A 24,404-nucleotide genomic window follows, 5' to 3' on the forward strand; every position below is an offset into this window, starting at 1 on the left:
CTCCTCGGTGGACGGATCCGTGTATCCGGGGGCGCGAGGCGCTCGCTATCCGCTTCGAGCGTGCGCGCTATCCAGTCGCGGCGAGACGGTCCCGCGAGTGGCGCGAGGATCGAAGACCGTCGCCGCACGTGCAGTCGGCCGGGCAGGTGCCCGGCGTCTCGCTCCCGCGGCACGTGCCATCGCCGCACGTGCGCTATCGCGCGCGTTATCCATTCGTGCCGCGGTGGCGCAGGCGCGTCTCCGACGGGCTCTCGCCGAAGCGCGCGCGGTACTCGACGCTGAACCGTCCGAGGTGCACGAAGCCGCAGGCGAGCGCCACCTCGGTGACCGATCGTTCCGCCGACTCGAGCAAGCGGCGTCGCGCGAGCTCGAGCCGCCTCTGGCGGTGGAACGCGATCGGCGAGGCGTCGCGGTGCGCGCGGAACGCCGCCGCGATGACGCGTCCGCTCGCGCCGAGCGCGCGCGCGAGCTCGGTGGTCGAGACCGGGCGGTCTGCGTTGGCCGCGAGGTACTCCTCCGCGCGTCGCAGCAGCGCGGGCTCCGACGCTCGACGGGGCTCCGCGAGGAGGTGGCTCCCGCTGTGCGGCAGACCGATCAGGATCGTGTGGACGATCGTGTCCGCGAGCCGCGCCGCGACCGGGGGCGCGGTCAGCACGCTCGAGCCGCCGCGCACGTCGTCGAGGACGTGCCGCAGCAGGCGGACGAGCGAAGCGCCGCCGCCGCGGGTCAGATCGATGCCGACGTCGAAGCGCGGCGCGCCGCGGCCCGACGTGCCGGCGAGGCTCTCGAAGCTCGCGCGGAGCGCGGGGAGCGCGACCGAGATCTGGATGCCGCGATAGCCCGCGCCGAGCGTGAACGCGGCCGGCGCGTCCGGCGAGACGATGGCGCCGCGCAGCCCGGGAACGAGCGGGGCCGTGGTCCCCGACTGCTGCGACTCGCCGCCCTTCCGCACCGGCACGACGAGCCCGAACTGCTGCGTGACGTGGGCGGAGTGCGCGCGGATCTCGGCGCGGTAGCCGCTCATGACGATCCCGATGTCGCCGAGCTGCAGGCGCGACGCGCGGAACTCGAACGGCTCCCGGCCGCGCAGCGGCTCCACGCGCACCGGCGAGTTGAGCGTCGACTGCAGCTGCACTGCTTCGTCGAGCGACCGCGTGTGGATCAGCGGCGCGCCGACGAAGTGGCGCGCGTCGCTCGTGCTGGCTCGGTACGGCATGTCGAGCGGGACGATCGGTCGGAGCGTATTTCGAGGCGCGCGCGCCGCGCAACGTCAGTCTTCCAAGTCGCGCGCGAGATCGTCGGGGCTCGTGAGCGCGAGCCCACACGCGCGGGCCCGGCACACGTAGGCGGTCGGCGCGCCGTCCTTCTGTCCTCGCCCCCCGAGCCGCGATGCGAGCCCCACGTCGCCCGCGCCGGGATCGATGCGCGCGAGCACGCGGTTCGGCGCCCACGCCCGTCGCGCGACGTCGAGCAGCGCCTCGGCCGCGTCGTCGTCCTCGCGCGCGACGATCATCACTTCGGTCGCGCCGCGTGCGTAGCGATCCATCGCGCCGATCAGGTGCCCGAAGCCCATCGGCTGCTCGAGCGCACTGCCGACGTTGGCGCGCAGCACCGACTCCGCGATGCGCTCGTAGCGCCCCTCGCCGAGGTGCGCGCCGAGCCGCAGCAGCGCGTGCGCGATCGACGACGTGCCCGAGGGCACCGCGTGATCGTACGCGTCGCGGGTGTGCGCGATCAGATCGCGCGCGTCCTTCGCCGCGAAGCGGAAGCTCTGCTCGTCCTCGTCCCAGAAGCGCTCGATCGCACGATCCACGAGCGCCCGCGCGAGCTCGAGCGCGTCGCGATCGCCCGATGCCTCGTGCACGTCGATCGCCGCGGCCGCGAGATCCGCGTGGTCCTCGAGGAACGCGTCGATGCGCGCCTCGCCCTCCATCCACACCCGCCGGAGCGACGTGCCGTCCCAGAGCCGCGCGCGCACGCTCGCGAGCGCCCGCTGCGCCATCTCGAGCAGCGTGCGATCCCCGAGCGCGCCCGACGCGTCCGCGAGCGCGCCGATCATCAGCCCGTTCCACGTCGCGATCACCTTCTCGTCGCGGAACGGCTTCGGCCTCTGCTCGCGCGCGGCGAAGAGCTTCGTGCGCGCCGACTCGAGGCGCGCGCGCACGTCGTCGATCGAGATCCCGAGCCGCGTCGCGACCGCATCGAGCGGGCGGTTCGCGTGGAGCACCGTCGCGCCGCTGTGCTCGAAGTTGCCGCCCTCGGCGACGCCCCACGCGAGCTTCGCGACCGCGCTCTCCTCGCGCGTGAGCAGCGCGTCGAGCTCCTCGGGGCGCCACACGAAGAACTTCCCCTCTTCGCCCTCGCTGTCGGCGTCCTGCGTCGCGTAGAACGCGCCCTCCGCGTCGGTCATCTCGCGCGCGGCCCACGACGCGATCGCGCGCACCGTGTCCGCATCGCGCGTGTCGCCCCACGCGCGGAACGCGTCGGCGTAGAGGCGCATCAGCAGCGCGTTGTCGTAGAGCATCTTCTCGAAGTGCGGCACGAGCCATCGCTCGTCGGTCGAGTAGCGATGGAAGCCGCCGCCGAGGTGATCCCAGATCCCGCCCGCGCGCATCGCATCGAGCGCCTTGCGCACGCGCTCGCCCATCGTCGCGTCGCCGGCGTGCGCGGCGCGCAGCATCACGTCGAGCGCCATCGTGTTCGGGAACTTCGGGCGGCTGCCGAAGCCGCCGTGGGTCTCGTCGAAGCGCGTCGAGAGCTTCTTCGCGGCGCGAATCACCACGTCGGCGGGCACGTCGCGCGCTTCGCTGCGCGTCGTCGTCGCGCGCACGATGTCGCTCGTGAGCTCGTCCGCGGTGCGCACGATCTCGTCGCGCCGGTGGTCCCACGCCTCGCGCACCGCGCGCAGCACGGTCGCGAAGCTCGGCATCCCGTAGCGCTCGACCGGCGGGAAGTACGTGCCCGCGTAGAACGGCCTGCGCTCCGGCGTGAGGAACACGGTGAGAGGCCAGCCGCCGCTGCGCCCCATCATCTGCACGACGAGCTGGTAGATCTGATCGAGATCGGGACGCTCCTCGCGGTCGACCTTCACGTTCACGAAGAGCTCGTTCATCAGCGCCGCGGTCGCGGGGTCGTCGAACGACTCGCGCTCCATCACGTGGCACCAGTGGCACGCGCTGTAGCCGATCGAGAGGAGGATCGGCTTGTCCTCGGCGGCGGCGCGGGCGAGGGCCTCGTCCCCCCACGGGTACCACTCGACCGGGTTGTGCGCGTGCTGGCGCAGGTACGGCGAGCGCTCGTTCGCGAGGCGGTTCGACATGGGCGGCACATGGAGCGCCCTCGTCGCCCCGGCAACGCGCGTCCGAGCTGCGGTCGAGACGCTTCGAACGATTGGCCTCGGAGACCATTTCTGCGAGACTGCGCGTCGGTGAGCGAGGGCCGCGACAAGCCGGAGGGAGCCGGCGAGGGAAGCGCGACGCAGAGCAGCGAGGCACCGCGCTGGGCGGCCGACGAGCCCACGGCCATGTGGGACGAGAGCTCGCTGCGCGATCGCGGCTTCGACGACGTCGCGCAGGCACCGTCCCCCACGACGGGCCCGGCCACTGCGCCGGGGGTCGGGGGAGACGACCGAGCGACCGTGCACTCGGTGCCCTCGGCCGCACCGCGCACCGCCGCGCCGCCGCCCGCAGGTGGTCTCAGCTGGCCGATGACGGTGGCGATCGCGACGGTCGTCGCGGTGGTCGTCTACTTCGCCGTCCGCCTGCTGATGCGCTGAATTCGGGACGCGACAGGAGTGCTCGCGAAGCAGCCGGCGGACGGGAGTGCCCGTCTCGGGCACGGACGAGAGCTGGCTGCGCAGCGAGCCGTTGAATTCGGCCGCAGAACGCGATTCTGCGGCGCCCCATCGCCTCCTGGGCGTCCAGGACGCGATTTCGCAGCGCCGAATCGCCTCCAGGACGTCCAGGACGCGATTCTCGCCCGGCGAATCGTCGGAATTACAATCTGACTGCGTGTGGGGGTTCCCCAATCGCCTCCCGGACGCGCTGGAGCCGAGTTGGCGGCGCGAAATCGCGTCCCGGGCGCGCGGCTGCCAATCGCGCTCGCCGCAGCCGGCTCTCGTGATCGTGGACGCGTCTCTCGACCCCGCGCGCAGCTCGGGGGGTCGACAGCGAGGCGCGCAGCCCCCCGGCTCGGCAAGCCCTCACGCCCGAGATCGCAAGCGGGCGGGGCCCCGCGTGCAGCTCGGGGGGTCGACAGGGAGGGCGCGCAGCCCCCGGCTCGGCAAAACCCGCACGCCCGAGATCGCAAGCGGGCTGGGGCCCCGCGCGCAGCTCGGGGGGTCGACAGGGAGGGCGCGCAGCCCCCGGCTCGGCAAGCCCTCACGCCCGAGATCGCAAGCGGGCTGGGGCCCCGCGCGCAGCTCGGGGGGTCGACAGGGGGGGCGCGCAGCCCCCACCGGGGCTAGTTGGTGCTCTGGAACACGACCGGGAAGCTCATCTGGGTCGAGCCGCCCGACGACGGGAAGCGCCAGCGGCGCACGTTCCGCTCGATGCAGTCCGACAGGTTCCCGACGCCCACGCCGCGCGCGGTCGCCTGGGTCACCGTGCCCGAGCCGCCGATCGTGATGTCGACGTCCATGCGGGTCGTCGGCACGTCGCGCATGCCGCGGATCGCGAGCTCCCAGCAGCTCTGCAGGCCGCGCTGCTCGCGCGAGACCACCGCGCGCACCTGCGCCGGCTCGAGGCCCTCGCCGCTGCCGCCACCGCCGCCCGCACTGCGCTCGGTCGTGGTCGGGCGCGGCGCGATCGGCGCGACCCCCGTCGACGTGCCCTCGTCCGCGAACCGCGCGAACGCCGGATCGAGCGCCTTCGTCGGCGCGGTCGTGGGCGCGGGTGCCGCGGGCGCGGTCGTGGTGGTGCCCGCGCTCCCGCCGCGACGGCCGGTGCGCGGCGTCTCGGCCGGCTCCTCGGGCGTCGGCGCGGGCGGCGTCTCGGTCGTGGGCGCCTCCGCGGCGGGCGGCGGGGTCGGGACCTCGACCTCGGCCTCGCGCGGCTGCTGCGGCTGGGTCGCGACCGGCGGGGTCGTCACCGCGACCGTCGGCGCCGTCGTCTCGCCGGGCACCAGCCGAGGCGCGATGATCAGCGCCATCACGACGCCGAAGCCGAGCGCGCCGGCGATGCCCATCCACGCGCCGACCGGCATGCCACGGCGCTCCGGCTCGCGGCGCGCCTCGGCGACCGACGTCGGCGCGCTCTTCACGACGGGTGCCGCGACCGCCGGTGCGATCGGCACCGAGCGCGGTGCGGCGATCGGCGCGCTGGGGAAGGGATCGGGCAGCGCTTCGTCGAGCTCGACCGCCGCGGGCGGCGGGACCGACTTCGCCTTCGCGGGCGCGGGCGCCACCGAGGGCGCCATCAGCTGCGCTTCGTCCGCGAGATCGAGCGAGCTCGCGACGCGCGTCGGCTCGCCGTCGAGATCGTCGAAGCCCTCGTCGTCGAGCGCCGGGGCCGCCGACGCGCCGAGGCGCCCACCGATCGGCACCACGTTCGAGGTGCGCGCGGCCGCCGCGGTCGACGGCGCCGAGCGCGTCGCCGCCGAGCTCGTGCTCGACGCGGTGGCGGGACGAGCCGTGCCGGGGCGCGATGCGGTCGCACCGCCCGGCCTCGCCGAGGGCGCGCCCGGACGCGCGGGGGCCGGCGGCTTCGCGGGCGGCATCGTCGGCGGACGCGCCTCGCTCTTGCGCAGCAGCGCGGCGAGCTCGGGGATGTCCTTCAGCGGGCGCCAGTCGTCGAAGCCCTCGCGCCACGCGAGCGACTCGCCGGTGACCGCGCCGGTGGAGATCTTCCGCGAGATCTCCTCGCGTCGCATGGGGCCGACCGGGACGTCGTTGATCGCGACGTGCCACTGATCGAGCGCCGTCGTGCGCGGGGCCTCGGGCGTGAGCGAGGGCGGGCCCGCCGCGACGCTGCGGCGGAAGTCCGCGCCGAGCGCCGAGCGGGGCGCCGCGGCAGGGCGCGTGGGAGCGGGGCCGACGTGCGATCCACCGCGCTGGGGGCGACGCGCGCCCGCGGTCGGGTTGAGCAGGCCGGACCCACCGCGACTGGTGGCCGCCGGCGCGGGGCGCGCGGCGCCGGGACGGCTCGTGCCCGCGGTCGGCGCGACCGAGGCGCCGGGCTTCGCGTCCGGAGAAGACGTCTCGTCGATCGCCTGATCCGCGCGCAGCACGATGCTGTTGCCGCAGCGACGGCAATCCATCTTCAGCGTGCGACCGGCGACCTTCTCGTCGGCGATCTGATACTTCGCCTTGCAGTTGGGGCAGAGGAACTTCATCCGAAATGCGCTCCACCGTGCGAGAGGGCGGGTCGACGGAAGAAAGAGTGCGAGCGGGTCAACGGGGCCGTTAGAGCAGGCTCATCAGGTGTTCTTTGATCCCGCGCTTGGTCTCCTCGTCGGGGGCGCTGCCGATCGCGCGCTCCCAGATCTCGATCGCGCGGTGCTTGAAGCCTGCTCGTTGGTAGAGGACCGCGAGGTTCTTCAGGGCTGCGAAGTTGCGCGGCGCGAGGTCCACCGCGGTCTCCATCTCGTGGATGGCCTCGAACAGATTGTCGCGCCGACCGTACAGCAATCCGAGGTGGTAGTGGAGGCGGAAGGAAAGCGGGTCGATCCCCACACCTCTGCGCAAGTGTGCGATGGCGTCGTCGATGTTCCCGGCTTTGTATGCCTCGATGCCCGACGTCAGCGCGTCGGACGCTTGTGACGAGAGCTCTTCGTCTTCGTCGCGCTCGCCGGTGTGGCCTTCCAGCGCGCGCTCGATCGCCTGCGTGACGTCGGAGATCTTGAACGGCTTCTCGAGGAACACCTGGACGCCGTACGACTCGCGCAAGTCCTCGGCGAAGCGCCATCCGCGATAGATGGCGCTCAGCATGATGATCGGGATGTGCCCGTACTTCTGGCTGCCCTTGATGCGACGGCAGATGTCGAAGCCGTGGATCTCGGGGAGCATCGCATCGAGCAGGATCAGATCGGGCACGTGCTCGCGCACCATCTGCAGCGCGTCGCTGCCCTTCGCGGCCTCGAGCACCTGATAGCCGCGCTCCTGCAGCACGCGGCGGAGCATGCGGCGGATGTCGTCCTCGTCGTCGACGACGAGCACGCGCTTCACGCGATCGGGGGCGCGCAGCGCGCTCGCGATCTCTTCCTTCGGCAGCGGGCCGACGCGCGAGTCGAACACCGGATCGAGCGTCGGCAGGCGCCGCTCGGTGGGTCGCGTGCCCGGCTGGGTGCCGGGGCGCGTGCCCGCGTTCGTGATGCGCCGCGGCGGAGGCACGCCGGGCGGGGTCGCCTGCGCGTCGAGATCGTCGCTGCCGATCACCGCGCGTGCGCGCGCTCGAAGCGGCGGCGGTGCGGCGCTGCGGATGCCCAGCGACTCGAGGTACTCCGCGGGCGCGTTGGGCCCGACGTAGTGCGGCTCGCCGCGATCGAGCTGCTGGTACGCGGCGTCGATCACCTCCGCGAGATGATCGTGCAGCGCGACGTACGGATGGACGGTGCGCCCGGTGACGAACTCGATCTCGTCGATGACGCGCCGATCGTCGGGGTCGGCCATCGCGAGGAAGATCTCCTCGTCCTTCACGGAGAAGGGCAGGATGAGCGACTGCCGCGCGACGTCGATCGGGACGAGCCGCAGGTTCTGCGTCGGCACGACGACCTGCGAGAGATCGATGCCCGGCACGCCGTGCTGCTCGCTCAGCGCGCGCAGCAGATCGACCTCTTCGAGCTTGCCCGATCGCATCGCGGCCGACGCGAGGCGTGTACCCGGGCTTCGACGTTGCTGATCGAGCAGATCGTCGAGCTCACCGGGCGTCACGAGCTTCTGCTTGAGGAGGATCTTCCCCAGCTGCTTCTTGTCGCCCGGGCCGGCCATTCAGCGAGTCACGGATCCTACGCGAGGTCCGGTCTCGCCGTAAACGAGGAACGCAGCCTTACAGCCCGGATACGATCCGGTATTCGCCGTTCTCGCGCACCAGCTCGAGGCGATTGTCCGCGAGGCGCCGCGCCCAGCGCTCGCCCTCGGCGGTCTGGACCTTGAAGCGACCGGTGTAGGTGAAGTCGACGACCACACGATCGCTGCGGAACGTGACGCGGCGATAGCGCATCTCGTAGCGCACCTCGATCACGTCCTCCGCGAGACGCGCGACGCGCTCCTGGAGCAGGCCGTAGTCGATGTCGTCCTCGGTCGTCGGCGTGCCGTTGTCGTCGTAGTAGCTCTCGGACACGAGGCGCAGGATCTGCCCGGGATTCCGGGCCTCCATCGCGTGCCGGTACTGCTCGACGAACTCGACGACCTCACGGTTGTCGTCGGTGTCCTCGACGTCGGTGTTCGGGATCATCCGCGCGGCGCAGCCCGAGGAGGCCACGGCGAGCAGGGACATCAGGGCGAGTGGACGCATCGATCGCATGAGCGGATGGACGCCGAACGGGCGCGCGGGCCGAAGGTATTCCGCGAGCGCGCCCGGGGCCAGTCTCGTGCTCTAGAACTGCATGATCCAGCCGCGCACCCAATCGGCGGCGTCCTGGTCGGGGCAGGGATTGTCGGTCGCGTCGAGCTCGAGGCGATCGCCGATGCGGTGGGCGCCGAGCTCGGTCAGCAGCGCGTCCCACTTCTTCGGGCCGCCGAGGAAGCTGTCCTTGTAGTTGCGATCGCCGAGGCCCACGAGGCCGTAGCGCACGCGCGAGAGATCGGGGCGCTGATCGCGGAGCTCGTCGAAGAAGGGCTCGATGTTCTGCGGGATGTCGCCGATGCCGGTGCTCGACGTGATCACGAGCACGATCGATCGGGCGGCGAGATCCGCGTCGGCGAGGCCGCCCTCCTTGAAGATCGCGGTCTCGTGGCCGAGCGCGTCGAGGGTGTCCTTCACCACGTCCGCGACCATCTCGGCGTTGCCCGACTCGCTCCCCACGATCATGAAGATCTTCACGGCGGCCGATGATGGGGTAGCCGCGAGATCGTCTCAAGGACCGATCGTGATCGGCGTCACTCGCGACGGCATCACGTGCATGGGACGATCGGACGCTTGAGCGACGCGCACGCGGAGAGTAGGGTCCGCGCCGCGATGAAGTACCGGGTCACGATCGACGGGCGTGAGCGCGAGGTGGACGTGACCATCGCGCCGAGCGGAGCCATCGCGGTCACGCTCGACGGTGCGAAGGTCGACGCCGAGGTGCGGCCGGTGCCGGGCGGCGTGAGCGTGCGTCTCGGGACGCGCGTGCACGACGTGATCGTGGCGAGCGCGGGCGGCGACGAGGTGCAGCTCGCGGCGGGCGCGGCGCGCGCGGTGGCGCAGGTGCTGAGCGAGCGTGCGCGCGCGGATCGCAAGCGCGCGGGCGGCGGAGCGAGCGCAAAGGAGCTGCGCGCGCCGATGCCGGGCCGTGTGGTGCGCGTGCTCTGCGCGGCGGGCGAGAGCGTGACGGCGGGTCAGGCGCTCGTCGTCGTCGAGGCGATGAAGATGGAGAACGAGCTCCGCGCGCCGGGCGACGCGACGATCGCGCAGGTGCACGTGAGCGAGGGCGCGAGCGTCGAGGGACGCGCGCTGCTCGTGACGTTCGGCTGAGCGCGCTCAGCGGATGCCGTAGTCCTTGATCTTGTAGAGCAAGGCGCGATGGCTGATCTCGAGCAGCCTCGCTGCCGCCGTGCGGTTGCCGCCGGTCTGCTCGAGCGCGCGACGGATCAGCGTCTCTTCCATCCAGCGCGCGGTCTTCTTGATCGAGAGCTCGTCGCTCGCGAGCGCGACCAGGCGCGCGTCTTCCTTCCGCTTCACGCGCTCCGGGAGATCGACCTCGCCGATCACGTCGCGCTCGGCGAGCACCATCGCGCGCTCCACGACGTTCTCGAGCTCGCGCACGTTGCCCGGCCAGTGGTACGCGAGCAGCAGCTTGCGCGTGGCGTCGTCGACGCCGCGCACGCGCGTGCCGAGCCGCGTGTTGTTGCGCGCGACGAAGTGATCGACGAGCAGCGGCACGTCGTCCTTGCGATCGCGCAGCGGAGGCACGGTGAGCGGCAGCACGTTGAGGCGGTAGAAGAGGTCCTCGCGGAACGTGCCCTCGCGCACCTCGCTCTCGAGATCGCGGACCGTCGCTGCGACGACGCGCACGTCGACCTTGCGATCCTTGGTCTCGCCGACGCGCCGCAGCGTTCCTTCCTGCAGCACGCGCAGCAGCTTCACCTGGAGCGCGAGCGGGAGCTCGCCGATCTCGTCGAGGAAGATCGTGCCCTCGTGCGCGGCCTCGAAGAGGCCGGTCTTGTCGCTCGTCGCGTCGGTGAACGCGCCGCGCTTGTGCCCGAAGAGCTCGCTCTCGAGCAGCGACTCCGGGATCGCGCCGCAGTTCACCGCGACGAAGGGCTTGCTCTTGCGCGGACCACGATCGTGCAGCGCGCGCGCGACGAGCTCCTTGCCGGTGCCGCTCTCGCCCTGGATGAGCACCGTCGTCGCGACCTCGGCCGCACGATCGACGACGCGGAAGACGCGCTGCATCGCCTCGCTGCGGCCGATCATCGTCTCGAAGCGCGCGCCCTCCGCGCGCTCTGCGCGCAACGCTTGGTTCTCGCGACGCAGCTGCTCGCGCTCCTCCGCCTTGCGCAGCGCGAGCAGCACCTCGTCCTGCTTGAACGGCTTGCTCACGTAGTCGTACGCGCCGGCCTTCATCGCCTCGATCGCGAGATCGACCGAGCCGAACGCGCTCATCACGATCACGACCGCGTCCGCGCCGCGGCGCTTGAGCTCCTTCGTGAGCTCGATGCCGCTCATGCCGCCCATGCGCACGTCGGCGATCACGAAGTCGGGCGCGCTCTTCTCGATCGTCTCGAGCGCCTGCTCGGCGCTCGCGCACGTCTCCACCTCGTAGCCGTGCTTGCGCAGCATCGTGCGAAGCACGAGCCGCAGGTTCTCCTCGTCGTCGACGACCAGGACGCGCGCGCTCATCCGCGAGCAGCATAGTCCAACCGCGCGTTGGAAACCCCGGCGCGGAGCGACGACGCAGCACGACGACGGCGAGGTCGCGCGAGAGCTGCGACCGGGGCGCGGCTGCGCGACGCCGATCGTCGGGAGGTGGAGCGATGCATTCAGGCAATCGGCTCGGGGCGGTGGTGTCCGTCCTGATCGCGCTGGTGATCACGACGGGCTGCTTCGAGCGACGCACGGGAGCGATCACGCCGCGGCTCGGCAACGTTCAGGACGTGCGGCTCACGATCGGCGGCTATCGCAACGTCGATCTCGTGCTGCTCGTCGACGACTCGGGCTCGATGGGCCAGGAGCAGGACATCCTCGAGGAGCGCATCGCCGACCTCGTGCGCGATCTGACCTCGCCGCCCGACGACGACGGCGATGGAGAGCCCGACTGGGGCGCGGTCGAGCGCCTGCGCGTCGCGATCGTGACGACCGACATGGGCACCTCGGGCGCGCCGATGCCGACCGGCGGTGGCAGCTGCGAAGGGCACGGCGACGACGGCGAGTACCAGAGCGCGGCGTCGTGCAGCGACGCGCAGCTCGGCCTCCAGGTCTACCAGGCGGGCGACGACGCGGGCGCGTTCTCGGCGCGCATCGGCTGCATCGTCGACTCGCTCGGCCTGATGGGCTGCGGCATCGAGCAGCAGCTCGGGGCGGCGTCGCGCGCGATCGAGCGCGGCAGCGAGGTCCCCGGCGGATTTCCCGCGAGCGACGCGATCCTCGCGGTGCTGGTGCTCACCGACGAAGAGGACTGCTCGCTCGCGCAGCCGGAGCAGTTCTACGCGGAGTTCGAGCGCACCACGCGCATCAACGTGCTCTGTCAGGACGCGGCGATGGGCGTGAACGGTGCGAGCCCGGCGTGGCTCAGCTCGATCGACGCGCTCGCGACGGCGCTCGCGGCGGGGCGCGAGGACGGGAGCTTCGTCTTCGGTGCGATCACCGGCCTACCGCTCGATCTCTCGGGCGCGAGCCCCGCGACGATCCTCGCCGATCCGCGCATGAGCTACGGCGAGCGCACGGACTCGATGAACCGGCTCGTCCCCACCGCGGCATGCACCTCGGAGAACGGCGACGCGACGCCGGCAAGACGCATCGTCGAGGTCGCGAGCCACTTCGAGCACGCGGTCCTGCACAGCATCTGCTCGGACGACTTCGGGCCCGCGATCGAGCAGGTGACGGACGCGATCGCGCAGCAGATCGGCGAGTTCTGCCTGCCGCGGCGCATCCCGCTGGTCGGCGAGCGCGTCGAGTGCGAGCTCCGCGTGACGCTCGCGGAGGGCGAGGCCTGCGATCGGTCGCGCGGACAGACCGAGAGCGCGCGCGAGGACGGTCGCGCGGTGTGCGTCGTCGAGCAGGTCGCCGCGGACGGCTCGACCGGCGAGGGCTATTTCTACGCGGACAGCGAGGAGTGCCCGCAGATCGTCTTCACCGACGCGGCGCGCCCGCCGCTCGGCGCGTTGGTGGAGGCGTCGTGTTATTTCGAGACGCCGCGCGACGCGGGCGCCCCCCCGACGATCGAGGAGGACGGCGGGACGCCCACCGGTCCCTGAGCGATCGGCGTGACGAGATCGCCCGGCCCGCGCCGCTCGGTGTCAACCGAGTTGGCGCGGGTTTCGTGCTTCTCGGCGTGGATCTCCCGTGATTCGCCGCGGGCGCGCGATGGATCGGACCTTGCGCAGGGCGTGCCCCGGTCTCGCTCGGTCGTGGCCTCCAGGCATTGATCGGGACGACACCGGGACTGTATCGTTGGCCCGCTCGTGAGGCGCGAGGCGTTGGAACGTCGCGTCGCACGGGGAGCTTCTGGAGGATTTCGATGGGTCTTCGTCGGAGGAAGATCGGGACCGCGCTCGTGATCGCGGCGATCGGCGTGGTGACGGTGGGCTGCTTCGAGCGCTCGCTCCAACCGGTCAACCCGTGCACGCGCTCTCGAGCAGGCGACAACATCCGCGTCGAGAGCGTCGACGAGGTCGATCTGCTCTTCATGATCGACAACTCGAACTCGATGGCGGAAGAGCAGGCCTCGCTCACCGAGGAGCTGCCGCGCCTGGTGCGCGTGCTCGCGTCGGGCGACCGCACGCAGGACGGCGAGACGCCGGACGACTTCGAGCCGGTGCGCTCGCTGCACATCGGCGTCGTCACCAGCGACATGGGCGTCGGTGGCTTCGAGGTGCCGACCTGCGACGGCGGCCTCTTCGGCGCCAACGCGGGCGACGACGGCGTGCTCATCACGCGCGGCCGCACGTCGATCCCGGGCTGCGAAGCGACGTACCCGAACGTCTTCGACTTCCAGCGCGACCGCGACAACCCGGACACGTTCGCGACGGACGTCGCGTGCGTCGCGACGACCGGCACCGGCGGCTGCGGCTTCGAGCAGCAGCTCGAGGCGGTCCTCAAGGCGCTCTCGCCGGCGACGCCCCAGCCCTGGACGGTCGGGGACTACGTGCCGCCCTTCTTCCACAACAGCACGCTCGGCCACTCGGGCCCCGGCGGCGCGAACGACGGCTTCATCCGCGCGAACTCGGCGCTCGCGGTCATCCTCGTCACCGACGAAGAGGACTGCTCGACGCCGAACCCGGCGCTCTTCGATCCGGGCAGCCCGGACTTCAGCTCGGTCGACCTCAACCTGCGCTGCTTCTCGTTCCCGGCGCAGGTCCACCCGGTCGAGCGCTACGTCCGCGGCACCGATGGTCGTAGCGGTCTGCTCGGCCTCCGCCAGAACCCGAACCTGCTGATCTTCGCGGGCATCGTCGGCGTTCCGGTCGAGTCGGTGCCGGATCCGGCGGCGATCAACTACGAGGAGATCCTCGCGCACCCCGACATGATGGAGATGATCGACCCGTCGATGCCGACGCGTCTTCGTCCCTCGTGCAACGTGCCGGGCCTCGGCGTCGCGTTCCCGCCGCGCCGCATCGTGCGCACCGCGCAGGCGATCGAGCAGGCGGGCGGCAGCGCGACCATCCAGTCGATCTGCCAGGACAGCTACGCCGGCGCGCTCGACGCGATCATCGCGAAGATCGCCGACGCGCTCGGTGGCGCGTGCCTTCCGCGCGACCTGAACCCGGATGCCGAGGGCTTCGTCCAGTGCGACGTCTTCGAGATCCTTCCGGCGACCGGCGACACGACGACCTGCGCGGGCCTGCCCGGCCGTGACCCGGACTTCGCCGAGACCGTCGACGTCAACGGCGTCCCGCGTCAGATGTGCAAGGTCATCCAGATCAGCCCGGCGGCGGCTGGCAGCGGTGGCCAGGGCTGGTTCTACGAGATCGCCGAGACGGCGGCGCCCGGCAGCGACATCGCCGAGCTCTGCGGCGACACCGGTCAGCGCATCTCGTTCGCCGGCATCAGCCCGACGACGAACTCGGACATCCGCCTCGAGTGCCTCCAGACGGTGCGCCCGGGCGCGGGCACGCCGGGCTCGATCGGCGACTTCTGCGACCCCGCCGCGGCGGATCAGTGCCCGGGTCTCGACCCGGCGAACCGCTCGGGGATCCTCGCGTGCGACGCTGCGGACCGCACCTGCCGCGTGCCCTGCATGAACGACTCGGACTGCACGAGCGCCGGCCTGCTCGGTGACACGTGCGACGACCGGGCGTGGGAGGACGCGGTCGGTGCGAACGAAGAGGGCATCGACGAGGAGACGCGCAATCGTCGCCTCGCGTCGATCCCCGCGGGTGTCGATCCGCAGGCGCCGCACAACTTCTGCGTGAACCCGACCTGCATCTGAAGCAGCGTCGACCCTGACGAAGAAGGCCGGTGAGCTTCGCGCTCACCGGCCTTTTTCGCGTCCATTGACACTGCTCTTCTGTTCAGTCAGTGGATCCGATCCACACCCGTGGATCCTGCCCCGTACGTCCCGCTCTGGGTGAAGACGAACCACTCGTTCCTCGAGGGCGCGAGCCATCCCGAGGAGCTCGTGGACCGTGCGCACCAGCTCGCGCTGCCCGCGATCGCGATCACCGATCGCGACGGCGTGTACGGCATCGTGAAGGCGCACGTGCGCGGCAAGGAGCTCGCGTCCGCGGAAGGGTCGCACGGCCCGCAGCGCGTGATCGTGGGCGCGCAGGTGACGGTGCTCGATCGCGATGCGCCGCGTGATGCGCGCACCACGAGCGGGACGCTGCCGGGCACGCGTCGCGTGGTGCTGCTCGCGCAGAGCCGCGAGGGCTACGCGCGCATCACGCAGCTGCTCACGAAGGGTCATGCGCGCGCCGAGGCGAAGAACCTCGCGCGCGTCACCTGGGACGAGCTCTGCGAGGTCGGCGAGGGAGTGATCGCGCTCGCGCCCGATGCGCGCTCGCTCGAGCGCATCGCGGACGCGTTCGAGGGCCGCGTGTACGCGATGATCACGCGGCACTTCGAGGCCCACGAGCGCGACCTCGAGGACGCGCTGCGCGAGGTCGCACGACGTCGCGCGATCCCGACCGTCGCCGCGATCGAGGTCCTCTATCACACGCGCGCGCGGCAGCCGCTGCAGGACGTGCTCACGTGCATCCGCCACGGCGTGACGCTCACCACCGCGGGCACGCACCTGCGCGCGAACGCCGAGCACGAGCTGCCCACGCCCGCGCAGATGCGCACGCTCTTCATCGACGATCCCGAGTCGGTCGATCGCACGCTCGAGGTCGCGGCGCGCTGCACGTTCGAGATGAGCGCGATCCGCTACGTGTACCCCGCGGAGCGACTGCCCGCGGGCGAGACCCAGCAGGGATGGCTGCGCGCGCTGACGCTCGACGGCGCGCGACGTCGTTATCCGATGGGCGTGCCCGACGACGCGATGGCGCAGATCGAGAAGGAGCTCGCGCTGATCGAGGACCTCGACTACGGCGGGTACTTCCTGACGATGTGGGACGTCGTCCGGTTCTGCCGCGAGCAGGGGATCCTCTGTCAGGGCCGCGGAAGCGCCGCGAACTCGATCGTCTGCTTCTGCCTCGGCATCACCGCGATCGATCCGGTGCGCATGGATCTGCTCTTCGAGCGCTTCCTCTCGAAGGAGCGCGCCGAGCCGCCGGACATCGACGTCGACATCGAGCACGAGCGGCGCGAGGAGGTCATCCAGTACGTCTACGAGCGCTGGGGGCGCCGCCACTCCGCGATGGTCGCGAACCTCATCCGCTATCGCGCGCGCAGCGCGCTGCGCGACGTGGGCAAGGCGCTCGATCTGCCGCAGCTCGTGCTCGATCGCGCGGCGAAGACGCTCGACGTGTACGCGGTGTCGATCGACGAGCAGGCGATGAAGAACGCGGGGCTCGATCTCGAGATCCCCGCGGTGCGCCACCTGCTCGCGCTGGTGCGGCAGATCCAGGACTTCCCGCGCCACCTCGGGATCCATCCCGGCGGGTTCCTCCTCGGCAGCGAGCCCGTCGACACGCTGTGCCCGATCGAGCCCGCGACGATGGAAGGGCGCACCGTCGTGCAGTGGGACAAGCAGGACGTCGAGGACCTCGGCCTCTTCAAGGTCGATCTGCTCGGGCTCGGCGCGCTCACCGTGGTGCACCGCGCGTTCGATCTGCTGCGCGATCACGACGAGATCGATCTCGAGATCGCGACCGTGCCCCCCGAGGATCCGACGACGTTCCAGATGGTCTCGCGCGGCGACACCGTCGGTGTCTTCCAGATCGAGTCGCGCGCGCAGATGGCGATGCTGCCGCGCCTGCGGCCGCGCACCTTCTACGATCTCGTCATCGAGGTCGCGATCGTGCGACCGGGGCCGATCCAGGGCGACATGGTGCATCCGTACCTGCGCCGCCGCGCCGGGCTCGAGCAGGTCACGTACCCGCACCCGAAGCTCGAGCGCGTGCTCGCGAAGACGCTCGGCGTGCCGATCTTCCAGGAGCAGGTGATGAAGCTCGCGATCGAGTGCGCGGGCTACTCCGGCGGCGAGGCCGATCGACTGCGGCGCGACATGGCGGCGTGGCGCTCGAAGGGGCGCATCGAGGCGCATCGCGAGCGCTTGATCACGCGCATGGTCGCCGACGGGATCCCCCAGGACTTCGCGGAGCGCGTGTTCCACCAGATCAAGGGCTTCGGCGAGTACGGCTTCCCCGAGTCGCACGCCGCGAGCTTCGCGCTGATCGCGTACGTGACCGCGTGGCTCAAGTGCCATCACCCCGCGGTGTTCGCGTGCTCGATGCTCAACGCGTGGCCGATGGGCTTCTATCACCCGTCGACGATCATCGAGGACGCCAAGCGCCACGGCGTGCGCGTGCTGCCGATCGACGTGCGGCGATCGAAGTGGGACTGCACGCTCGAGCACGTCACCGGCGAGCCGCGCTGGGCGCTGCGCATGGGGCTGCGCTACGTGCGCGGGTTCGGGACGCGCGAGAAGACCGCGTTCGAGCGCGCGTGGGCGCGCCACGACGCGATCGACGACCTCGCGGCGTTCGTGCGCAACGTTCGGTTGTCGCGCCGTGCCCACGAGGCGCTCGCAGAGTCGGGCGCGCTCGCGGGCTACGGGCTCGATCGACGCAAGGCGATCTGGGAGGTGCGCGCGCTCGCGACCGAGCACGAGGGCGATCTCCCGGTGATGGACGCGCCCCACGCGAAGAAGGGCGCGAAGTTCCGCGCGCTCGGGCGCGGCGAGTCGATCTCGTGGGACTACCGCGCGAGCATGCACAGCACGCGTGGCCATCCGATGGAGCGCTTCCGCGAGGCGCTCTCGGCGCGCGACATCCCCGATGCGCGCACGGTCGCGTCGATGCGCGACGGAGCGCGCGTGCGCTACGCGGGCATCGTCATCTGCCGACAGCGACCGGGCACCGCGACCGGCGTGACGTTCATGACGCTCGAGGACGAGACCGGCTTCGCGAACGTCGTGATCTGGCGCGACGTGTTCGAGCGCTTCGACGTGATCGGCAAGACCGCGTCGCTGCTCGAGGTGGAAGGGCGCATCCAGTCGGCCGAGGGCGTGGTGCACGTCATCGCCGAGGTCCTGCGCGATCTCGGCAAGGACGAGCGCATGCTGAAGAGCCTCGAGGAGGTGCCGCGATCGCGCGACTTCCATTGATCGGTGATCCAGAGCTGGACCCGGATCACGTTGCGTCCTCATGTACGTCCACGCGCACGATCCCGTCCGCGGGCTGGCGGTCTGGTACTTCGGCGAGATGTCCGACGAGGACTGGGCGCAGCACTTCGCGCACCTCGACGAGCTCGCGACCTGGTCGCGCACGATCGGCAAGCGCGCGGCCTGTGTCGTCATCCTCGGTCGCTTCGAGCTGCCCGACGCGAAGCGCCGCGCCGCGCTCGCGGAGCGCACCGAGCAGCCCGGCTACGATCCCTACGTCGCGTTCGTCGCGCCCAACGCGGCGGCGCTCGGCGCGCTCACGGTCATGCGCTGGCTCCAGAAGAAGCCGCAGTACGAGAGCGGGTTCGTGAGCTCGCCCGACGAGGCGAGGGCGTGGCTCGAGCAGCGTCGCGGCGAGCGCCTCGCGGCGCTCGGTCGGATGCTCGACGACGTGCTCGCGCGCGCGGGCCACGCCGCTCCGCGCGCCCCCGTGATGCAACGCGGGGGAGCTTGAGCGCGGATCCCGGTACCATCTCGGACGCGATGCGCAGTCTGCTCGGCCCGTCTCCGCTCGTTCCGCTCTTCGTCGTCCTGCTCGCCGCGTGCGGCGGCCCGTCGAGCTCCCCGCCCGAGCCCGATGCATCGTCGCCGCCAGACGACGACGCGGGCGAGGCTCCGGAGTGCACCTCCGACGTCGCGTGCGACGACGACCTCTTCTGCAACGGCGCCGAGCGCTGCGTGAGCGGCGCCTGCACGAGCGGCACCTCGCCCTGCGACGAGGGCGACGCGTGCGACGAAGAGGCCGACGCGTGCGTCGATCCCTGCGACCTCGACGCCGACGACGACGACGACGGCCGCGACTCCATCGCGTGCGGCGGCGACGACTGCGACGACGGCGATCGCAACCGCTTCCCCGGCAACCCCGAGGTCTGCGACGCGAGCGATCACGACGAGGACTGCGATCCGCGCACGTTCGGCGTCCGCGACGGCGACGGCGACGGCTTCCCCGACGGCGAGTGCTGCAACGACGCGCCCGACACCCGCCACTGCGGCTCCGACTGCGACGACACGCGCGTCGCCGCTCATCGAGGCGCGGCCGACACCTGCAACGGCCTCGACGACGACTGCGACGGCCTCAGCGACGAAGGCGCGCTCCGCAGCTACTACCCCGACGAAGACGGCGACGGATACGGCCGCGAGGGCGCGACGCCGGTGATGGCGTGCAACGCGCCCGCGAGGCACGTCGAGGACGACGCGACCGACTGCGACGACGCGGTGCGCCTCCGCAATCCCGCGGCCACCGAGCTCTGCGACGGCATCGACAACAACTGCGACGGCGCGATCGACGAGGCGGGCTCGCGCACCTACTACCGCGACTCCGACGGCGACGGCTACGGCGATCCCGGCACCACCGTCACCCGGCTCGACTGCGTGATCCCCAGCGGCCACGTCGCGCTCGGCAACGACTGCCGCGACGGCGACGCGACCATCCATCCCGGCGCGGACGAGCGCTGTGATCGCATCGACTCCGACTGCACGCTCCCCGGCGCGGCGGCGGGCGGCGAGGACCTCGCCGAGGACGGCGATCGCGACGGGCACGCCCCGCTCGCCGCGACCTGCACCGCCGGCTTCCCGAAGGACGACTGCAACGACGCCGATCGCTTCTCGTTCCTCGGCGCGCCCGAGGTCTGCGACGGGCGCGACAACGACTGCGACGGCACCGCCGATCCGCTGCCCGCGATGAACGCGTGGTGCGGCGTCGGCTACGCGTGCGACGGTGGCACCTGCGAGCCGCGCCGCACCATCGAGGTCGGCCCCGACGACGAGGCGTGCGCGCTCGAGGGCACGGCCGCGTACTGCTGGGGCGCGAACGACGAGGGACAGCTCGGCGACGGCACGACCGGTCCGCGCCCCGGCGCGGTCGCGGTCACCGGCGGCTTCGCGTTCGAGCAGCTCGCGGTCGGCCCATCGTCGAGCTGCGGCGTGCGGAGCGACGGAGCGCTGCTGTGCTGGGGCAGCGGCGCCTCGCTCGGCGAGCCCGAGGGGCCCGACCGCCTCGGGCCGAGCACGCCGATGCCCGGCACGAGCGACGTCGTCGAGGCCTCGCTGCGCTACTCGAACGGGTGCCTGCGCCTGCGCGACGGGCGCCTTCGCTGCTGGGGCGTCAACGGGTCGGGCCAGCTCGGCGCGGGCCCGGTCGGGCGCAGCGACACGCCGATCGACGTGATCGGGATCGACGACGCGGTCTCGGTCGACACCGGCGGCAGCTTCGCGTGCGCGCGCCGCCGCGACGGCACGGTGTGGTGCTGGGGCGCGGCCGCCCAGCTCGGCCGTGGCCCCACCGTCGGGGACACGCACGTGCCCGGCCTGGTCATGGGCCTCTCGGGGGTGCGCCAGCTCGACCTCGGCTCGCTGCACGCGTGCGCGCTGCTCGCGACCGGCGAGGTCCGCTGCTGGGGCAGCGGCTCGGGCGGCTTGATCGACGGCACCATCTCGACCGCGTCGGCGCCACGCACCGTCGCGGTCGGCTGCGACGTCGCCGACATCGCGGCGGGCTCCTCCGCGACGTGCGCGGTGTGCACCGACGGCCACGTGCGCTGCTGGGGCTCGGGGCTGCTGGTCGGCGACGGCGTGAGCAACGGCATCGGGCGCGGTCCGCTCACCGTCGCGGGCATCGACGACGCGGTCGAGATCGCGATGGGCCAGGCGGCCTGCGTGCGGCGTGCGACGGGGGACGTGGTGTGCTGGGGCGAGCGCGGCTCGCCCGCGGTCGGCGACGGAGGTCATCGCTTCGCGGCGCCGGTCGCCGGCATCTCGGGCGCGACCGCGATCGCCGCCGGCGCGCAGCACGGGTGCGCGATCGTCTCTGGCGCCGTGCGGTGCTGGGGCGCGAGCGGCCAGGGGCGGCTCGGCGTGCCCGCGGGCCGCCCGGCGTGGGGGCCGGTCGACGCGGGCGTGACGGGCGCGAGCGCGATCGCGCTCGGGTGGCGGCACAGCTGCGCGCTGCGCGGCGGCGAGGTCTGGTGCTGGGGCGACAACGCGGAGGGCGAGCTCGGCGACGGCACGCTCGTCGTGCGCTCGACGGCGGCGCCGGTGGTGGGCGGGCTCGGCACGGTGACCTCGGTCGACGCCGCACTGGGCACGAGCTGCGCGACGGAGAGCGACGGCGACGTCTTCTGCTGGGGCGGCGGCGGGTCCAGCTTCCTGCCGGGCGGCGTCGACTCCTCGACGCCGATCGAGGTGGCGATCGACACCGGCGTGCTGGCCCTCGGCAGCGGCTTCGCGTGCGGCGTGCAGCCCGGCGGCTTGTGGTGCTGGGGCTCGAACGTCAGCGGTCAGCTCGGGCGAGGCGACATCGGCGGGTCGAACGGCGTGCCGATGCCGGTGATGGATCTCGCGTCGGCGCCGGCGCGCCTCGCGGTCGGCACCCGGCACGTGTGCGTGGCGACCGACGCCGGCGTGTCGTGCTGGGGCGAGAACGGCGCCGGACAGCTCGGCGACGGCGGCATGGTCGACGCGGCGCGACCGACGACGGGGCCCGCGCTCACCGGGCTGCGCGCGCTCGCGGCCGGCAGCGAGAACACCTGCGCGATCGTGGCCGACGGCACCGTGCGCTGCTGGGGCGGCGGCGAGGCGACCGGTGACGGCACCGGCGCGGGTGCCTTCGCGCCGGTGAGCGTCGTCGGCGTGACGGGCGCGACGGCGCTTGCGGCCGGCTGGGGCTTCAACTGCGCGCTGGTGACGGGCGGTCGGGTGATGTGCTGGGGCGACGACGACACGGGGCAATTGGGTCGCGGAGTGGTGATCCCGGTGCGTGGATTGCCGTGAGAGGCTTCGGCGTGAGGCGGGGGGTGGAGGGGCCGCCTTGGAGACGTTCGGAGGCGCTTCGGCGTGAGGCGGGGGGTGGAGGGGCCGCCGCCCTGTGTGCTCCCGGGCTGCTGTCATGAGAGGGCGCGAGCGTCGGGACGCGGTGGTCGCATCGCGGCGCGCGCTTCGCGCTCTGCCGCGATGCTTCGATCAGTCTGTGGTCGGCCTCGGCGGCCCCCGTCGCACGAGGGCGTCGGCCCCTCCACCCCCCGCCCGGTACCGCGGTTCTGCCGTCTCGCTGGCTTGGGGTGAGATGGCTCGCGACCGGTCCGCGCTTCGCCGCGGCCCGGACGCTCGCGTGTAGCACCGCGCTGCGCGCGTGTGCGCGCTGTTGCGCGAGATCGGGGAGGGCGCGCGGACGTGCGGTCACGGATCGCTCGGCGAGCGCGCGGAGCGAGATCGAACGAGCGTCGCAGTGAGCGTCCGAGTGCGCGAGCGCGCGCCAGCGCGCCCTCGAGCGAACGTGCACGCCGAAGCCTCACGGTGAGCACCCTGATCGTTCTCGAGATCACCTCACCGCAAGCCGACGAGCATGTCCGCGAGATCACGCCCGCGAGCACGTTCTGCGGGGACTCGAGATCGCGCGCTCGCGAAGCAACCCCACCACGAGCGGCCCGCTCGACACGGCTCAAACGAAACAGCTGTGAGCGCGAGCGCGAGCGCGCGCCAGCGCGCCCTCGAGCGAACGTGCACACCGAAGCCTCACGGTGAGCACCCAGATCGTCCTCGAGATCACGCTCTCGAGCGCGACGCGCGCGTCCTCGAGAGCACGCCACCTGGAGGCCGGAGTGGGTCGCTCGGGCTTCTCGAGCGTGCCGGCGTGCTCGGCGGCGTCGAGGCCGGGCCCTGCGGGCCCGCCGCTCCACGAAATCGACAGCGAGCAAACAGCGGCTCGCCATCGATTTCGCTCCGCGGTCGCTTCGCGAGCCCCGACCCCGCCTCCGCGCGCCTGCGGGGGTGCTGCGCACCCGAGCTCGGGTCGGCTCGCACGGACGCGAGTCGAACCTCGAGGCGGGCGCGGAGACGACGATGCTCAGGATCTACACGGACGCGGTCGAGCTGGTGCGCGATGCAGCGCGGCTCGGCGAGGCGGTGAAGCCGCGCAGCGCGGAGCTGGCGCGACAGCTCGAGCGGGCAGCGATCAGCGTGCCGCTCAACCTCGCGGAGGCCGACGGCGTGCGCGGCGGGAACCGACGGCTGCGCAACCTGACGGCGCTCGGGAGCGCGCGGGAGGTGAGCGCGTGCCTGGACGTGATCGAGGCGCTCGGGGCGGCGCGGGTGGATGCCGCGATGCGCGCGCGGCTGGATCGGATCATCGGGACGCTGGTGCGCTGCACGCGGTGAGTGAGACGAGCCGGCGGTCGCGAGGCCGCCGGCTCGTGTTGCGAGTGCGAGTGCGGGAGCGGGGGCGGGCGCGAGTGCGAGTGCGAGTGCGAGTGCGGGTGCGAGTGCGAGTGCGAGGGCGAGTGCGGGTGCGGGGGCTCGAGATCGCGAGCGCGTCGATGATTCAGGCGCGTCCTCGAGAGCACGCTCTCCCGAGCACGATCCGCGGGGACTCGAGATCGCGCCCGTGCGAAGCAACCCCACCACGAGCGGCCCGCGTGCCGAGACCCAAACGACACAGCTGTGAGCGCGAGCGCGCGCCAGCGCGCCCTTGCGCGAACGTGCACACCGAAGCCTCACGGTGAGCACCCAGATCGTCCTCGAGATCGCGCCATCGCGAGCGACGAGCGCGTCCTCGAGATCACACCCTCGAGCACGATCCGCGGGGACTCGAGAGTCCTCGATCACGGCACCGCTTGCGACGCGTCGTTTGCCTCGCGCCACCTCGCGCCGCTACCGTCGCGCTCTCGAAGGAGGTCCCCGTGCAGATCGACTATCCGCGCCTCATGCGCCTGCTCACCCGCTGCGAAGAGCTCGCCACCGCCACCGACACCGACCCAGCCGTCGCTCGCGTTCATCGCGAGCGTCTCGCCCCCGAGGCCGGCGCTTTTCGCTCGGCCTACGACGCACTGCCCGCCGCCGAGACGACCTCCGCCACCGAGCGTCGCGAGGCCCACGCCGCGCTCGACCGCATCGATCAGCCGTTCCGCAAGGCGCGCGCGATCGCGAAGGCCTACGTCTCCGAGCTCAGCACGCCCGACACGCTGAAGACCCTGCGCACCGACACCGATCGGCTGCTCGCGATCGAGGCGCTCCTCGACACGCTGGAGGAGCGCGCGGAGGGCGGCGCCGAGTGGGCGCGCGAGGAGCTCGCCGGCGCGTTCGGGACGCTCGCGCCCGACGTGATCCGCGAGCTCGGCGAGGTCGTCGCCGCCGATGCGCAGCTCTCGAGCGCGCGCGACGCGCGAGCGAGGGCGTACGGCCCCGCGTACGAGCGCTACCTCCACTTCAAGAACGTGGTGCGCCAGGCCTACGGGGCGCGCTCGCCGCAGTACCGCCGCATCCACATCCGCCAGATCGATCGCGAGACCGAACCGACCGAGTGATCGCGCGCTCGCGCGGACATCGAGGCCCGAGTCGCGCGCACGCGG

General features: G+C 72.3%; 16 protein-coding genes. 9 read left to right on the top strand and 7 right to left on the bottom strand.

The genetic code is table 11. The annotated features are described in order from the left end of the window. Positions 1–205: 205 nt before the first annotated feature. Both I5071_RS04915 and I5071_RS04920 read right to left on the bottom strand, forming a co-directional pair. Positions 206–1,216, bottom strand: coding sequence for an AraC family transcriptional regulator (locus I5071_RS04915; protein ID WP_236604219.1), 1,011 nt, complete (start codon positions 1,214–1,216; stop codon positions 206–208). 54 nt (positions 1,217–1,270) lie between these two features. After that, positions 1,271–3,319 carry a thioredoxin domain-containing protein gene (locus I5071_RS04920; RefSeq protein ID WP_236604220.1) on the bottom strand — a complete coding sequence of 683 codons (2,049 nt, stop codon included), beginning with the start codon at positions 3,317–3,319 and terminating at the stop codon, positions 1,271–1,273. Positions 3,320–3,427: 108 nt separating this feature from the next. On the opposite strand from I5071_RS04920, the gene I5071_RS04925 reads away from it, so the two are divergent. Next, the gene (locus I5071_RS04925; protein ID WP_236604221.1) at positions 3,428–3,775 is read left to right on the top strand and encodes a hypothetical protein; all 348 of its coding nucleotides are present in this window, start codon (positions 3,428–3,430) and stop codon (positions 3,773–3,775) included. A gap of 686 nt (positions 3,776–4,461) precedes the next feature. Here the strand turns inward: I5071_RS04925 and I5071_RS04930 are convergent. From I5071_RS04930 to I5071_RS04945, 4 genes are all read right to left on the bottom strand, one after another. Next, positions 4,462–6,330, bottom strand: a complete 1,869-nt coding sequence (locus I5071_RS04930; RefSeq protein ID WP_236604222.1) for a GYF domain-containing protein — start codon at positions 6,328–6,330, stop codon at positions 4,462–4,464. A gap of 70 nt (positions 6,331–6,400) precedes the next feature. After that, on the bottom strand, positions 6,401–7,924 hold the full coding sequence (locus tag I5071_RS04935) for a response regulator (RefSeq protein WP_236604223.1): 1,524 nt from the start codon (positions 7,922–7,924) through the stop codon (positions 6,401–6,403). Positions 7,925–7,982: 58 nt separating this feature from the next. Then, positions 7,983–8,432, bottom strand: a complete 450-nt coding sequence (locus I5071_RS04940; RefSeq protein ID WP_236604224.1) for a hypothetical protein — start codon at positions 8,430–8,432, stop codon at positions 7,983–7,985. 99 nt (positions 8,433–8,531) lie between these two features. Beyond that, positions 8,532–8,978 carry a flavodoxin domain-containing protein gene (locus I5071_RS04945; protein WP_236604225.1) on the bottom strand — a complete coding sequence of 149 codons (447 nt, stop codon included), beginning with the start codon at positions 8,976–8,978 and terminating at the stop codon, positions 8,532–8,534. Between the two features lie 135 nt (positions 8,979–9,113). On the opposite strand from I5071_RS04945, the gene I5071_RS46810 reads away from it, so the two are divergent. Then, entirely contained in the window at positions 9,114–9,611 is a 498-nt protein-coding gene (locus I5071_RS46810) for a biotin/lipoyl-containing protein (protein WP_329611134.1), read from the top strand. A 6-nt stretch (positions 9,612–9,617) separates the two neighbouring features. On the opposite strand, the gene I5071_RS04955 is transcribed toward I5071_RS46810, so the two are convergent. Continuing rightward, positions 9,618–10,979 carry a sigma-54-dependent transcriptional regulator gene (locus tag I5071_RS04955; RefSeq protein WP_236604226.1) on the bottom strand — a complete coding sequence of 454 codons (1,362 nt, stop codon included), beginning with the start codon at positions 10,977–10,979 and terminating at the stop codon, positions 9,618–9,620. A 134-nt stretch (positions 10,980–11,113) separates the two neighbouring features. Between I5071_RS04955 and I5071_RS04960 the strand changes: the two genes are divergently transcribed. The 7 genes from I5071_RS04960 to I5071_RS04990 all read left to right on the top strand — a co-directional run bounded on the left by I5071_RS04960 (position 11,114) and on the right by I5071_RS04990 (position 24,359). Then, complete coding sequence (locus tag I5071_RS04960) at positions 11,114–12,553, top strand: hypothetical protein (protein WP_236604227.1); 1,440 nt, start codon at positions 11,114–11,116, stop codon at positions 12,551–12,553. 263 nt (positions 12,554–12,816) lie between these two features. Further along, the gene (locus I5071_RS04965; protein ID WP_236604228.1) at positions 12,817–14,727 is read left to right on the top strand and encodes a hypothetical protein; all 1,911 of its coding nucleotides are present in this window, start codon (positions 12,817–12,819) and stop codon (positions 14,725–14,727) included. A 108-nt stretch (positions 14,728–14,835) separates the two neighbouring features. Beyond that, the gene (locus tag I5071_RS04970; RefSeq protein ID WP_236604229.1) at positions 14,836–18,006 is read left to right on the top strand and encodes an error-prone DNA polymerase; all 3,171 of its coding nucleotides are present in this window, start codon (positions 14,836–14,838) and stop codon (positions 18,004–18,006) included. Positions 18,007–18,046: 40 nt separating this feature from the next. Next, complete coding sequence (locus tag I5071_RS04975) at positions 18,047–18,517, top strand: hypothetical protein (RefSeq protein WP_236604230.1); 471 nt, start codon at positions 18,047–18,049, stop codon at positions 18,515–18,517. A 29-nt stretch (positions 18,518–18,546) separates the two neighbouring features. After that, positions 18,547–21,831, top strand: a complete 3,285-nt coding sequence (locus I5071_RS04980; RefSeq protein ID WP_236604231.1) for a MopE-related protein — start codon at positions 18,547–18,549, stop codon at positions 21,829–21,831. A gap of 1,068 nt (positions 21,832–22,899) precedes the next feature. Further along, on the top strand, positions 22,900–23,214 hold the full coding sequence (locus tag I5071_RS04985) for a four helix bundle protein (RefSeq protein WP_236604232.1): 315 nt from the start codon (positions 22,900–22,902) through the stop codon (positions 23,212–23,214). Between the two features lie 521 nt (positions 23,215–23,735). Beyond that, positions 23,736–24,359 (top strand): hypothetical protein, encoded by a 624-nt coding sequence (locus tag I5071_RS04990; RefSeq protein WP_236604233.1) that lies wholly within the window; start codon positions 23,736–23,738, stop codon positions 24,357–24,359. Positions 24,360–24,404 lie beyond the last annotated feature (45 nt).

This window comes from Sandaracinus amylolyticus, from assembly GCF_021631985.1.
GTDB classification, from domain to species: domain Bacteria; phylum Myxococcota_A; class Polyangia; order Polyangiales; family Sandaracinaceae; genus Sandaracinus; species Sandaracinus amylolyticus_A.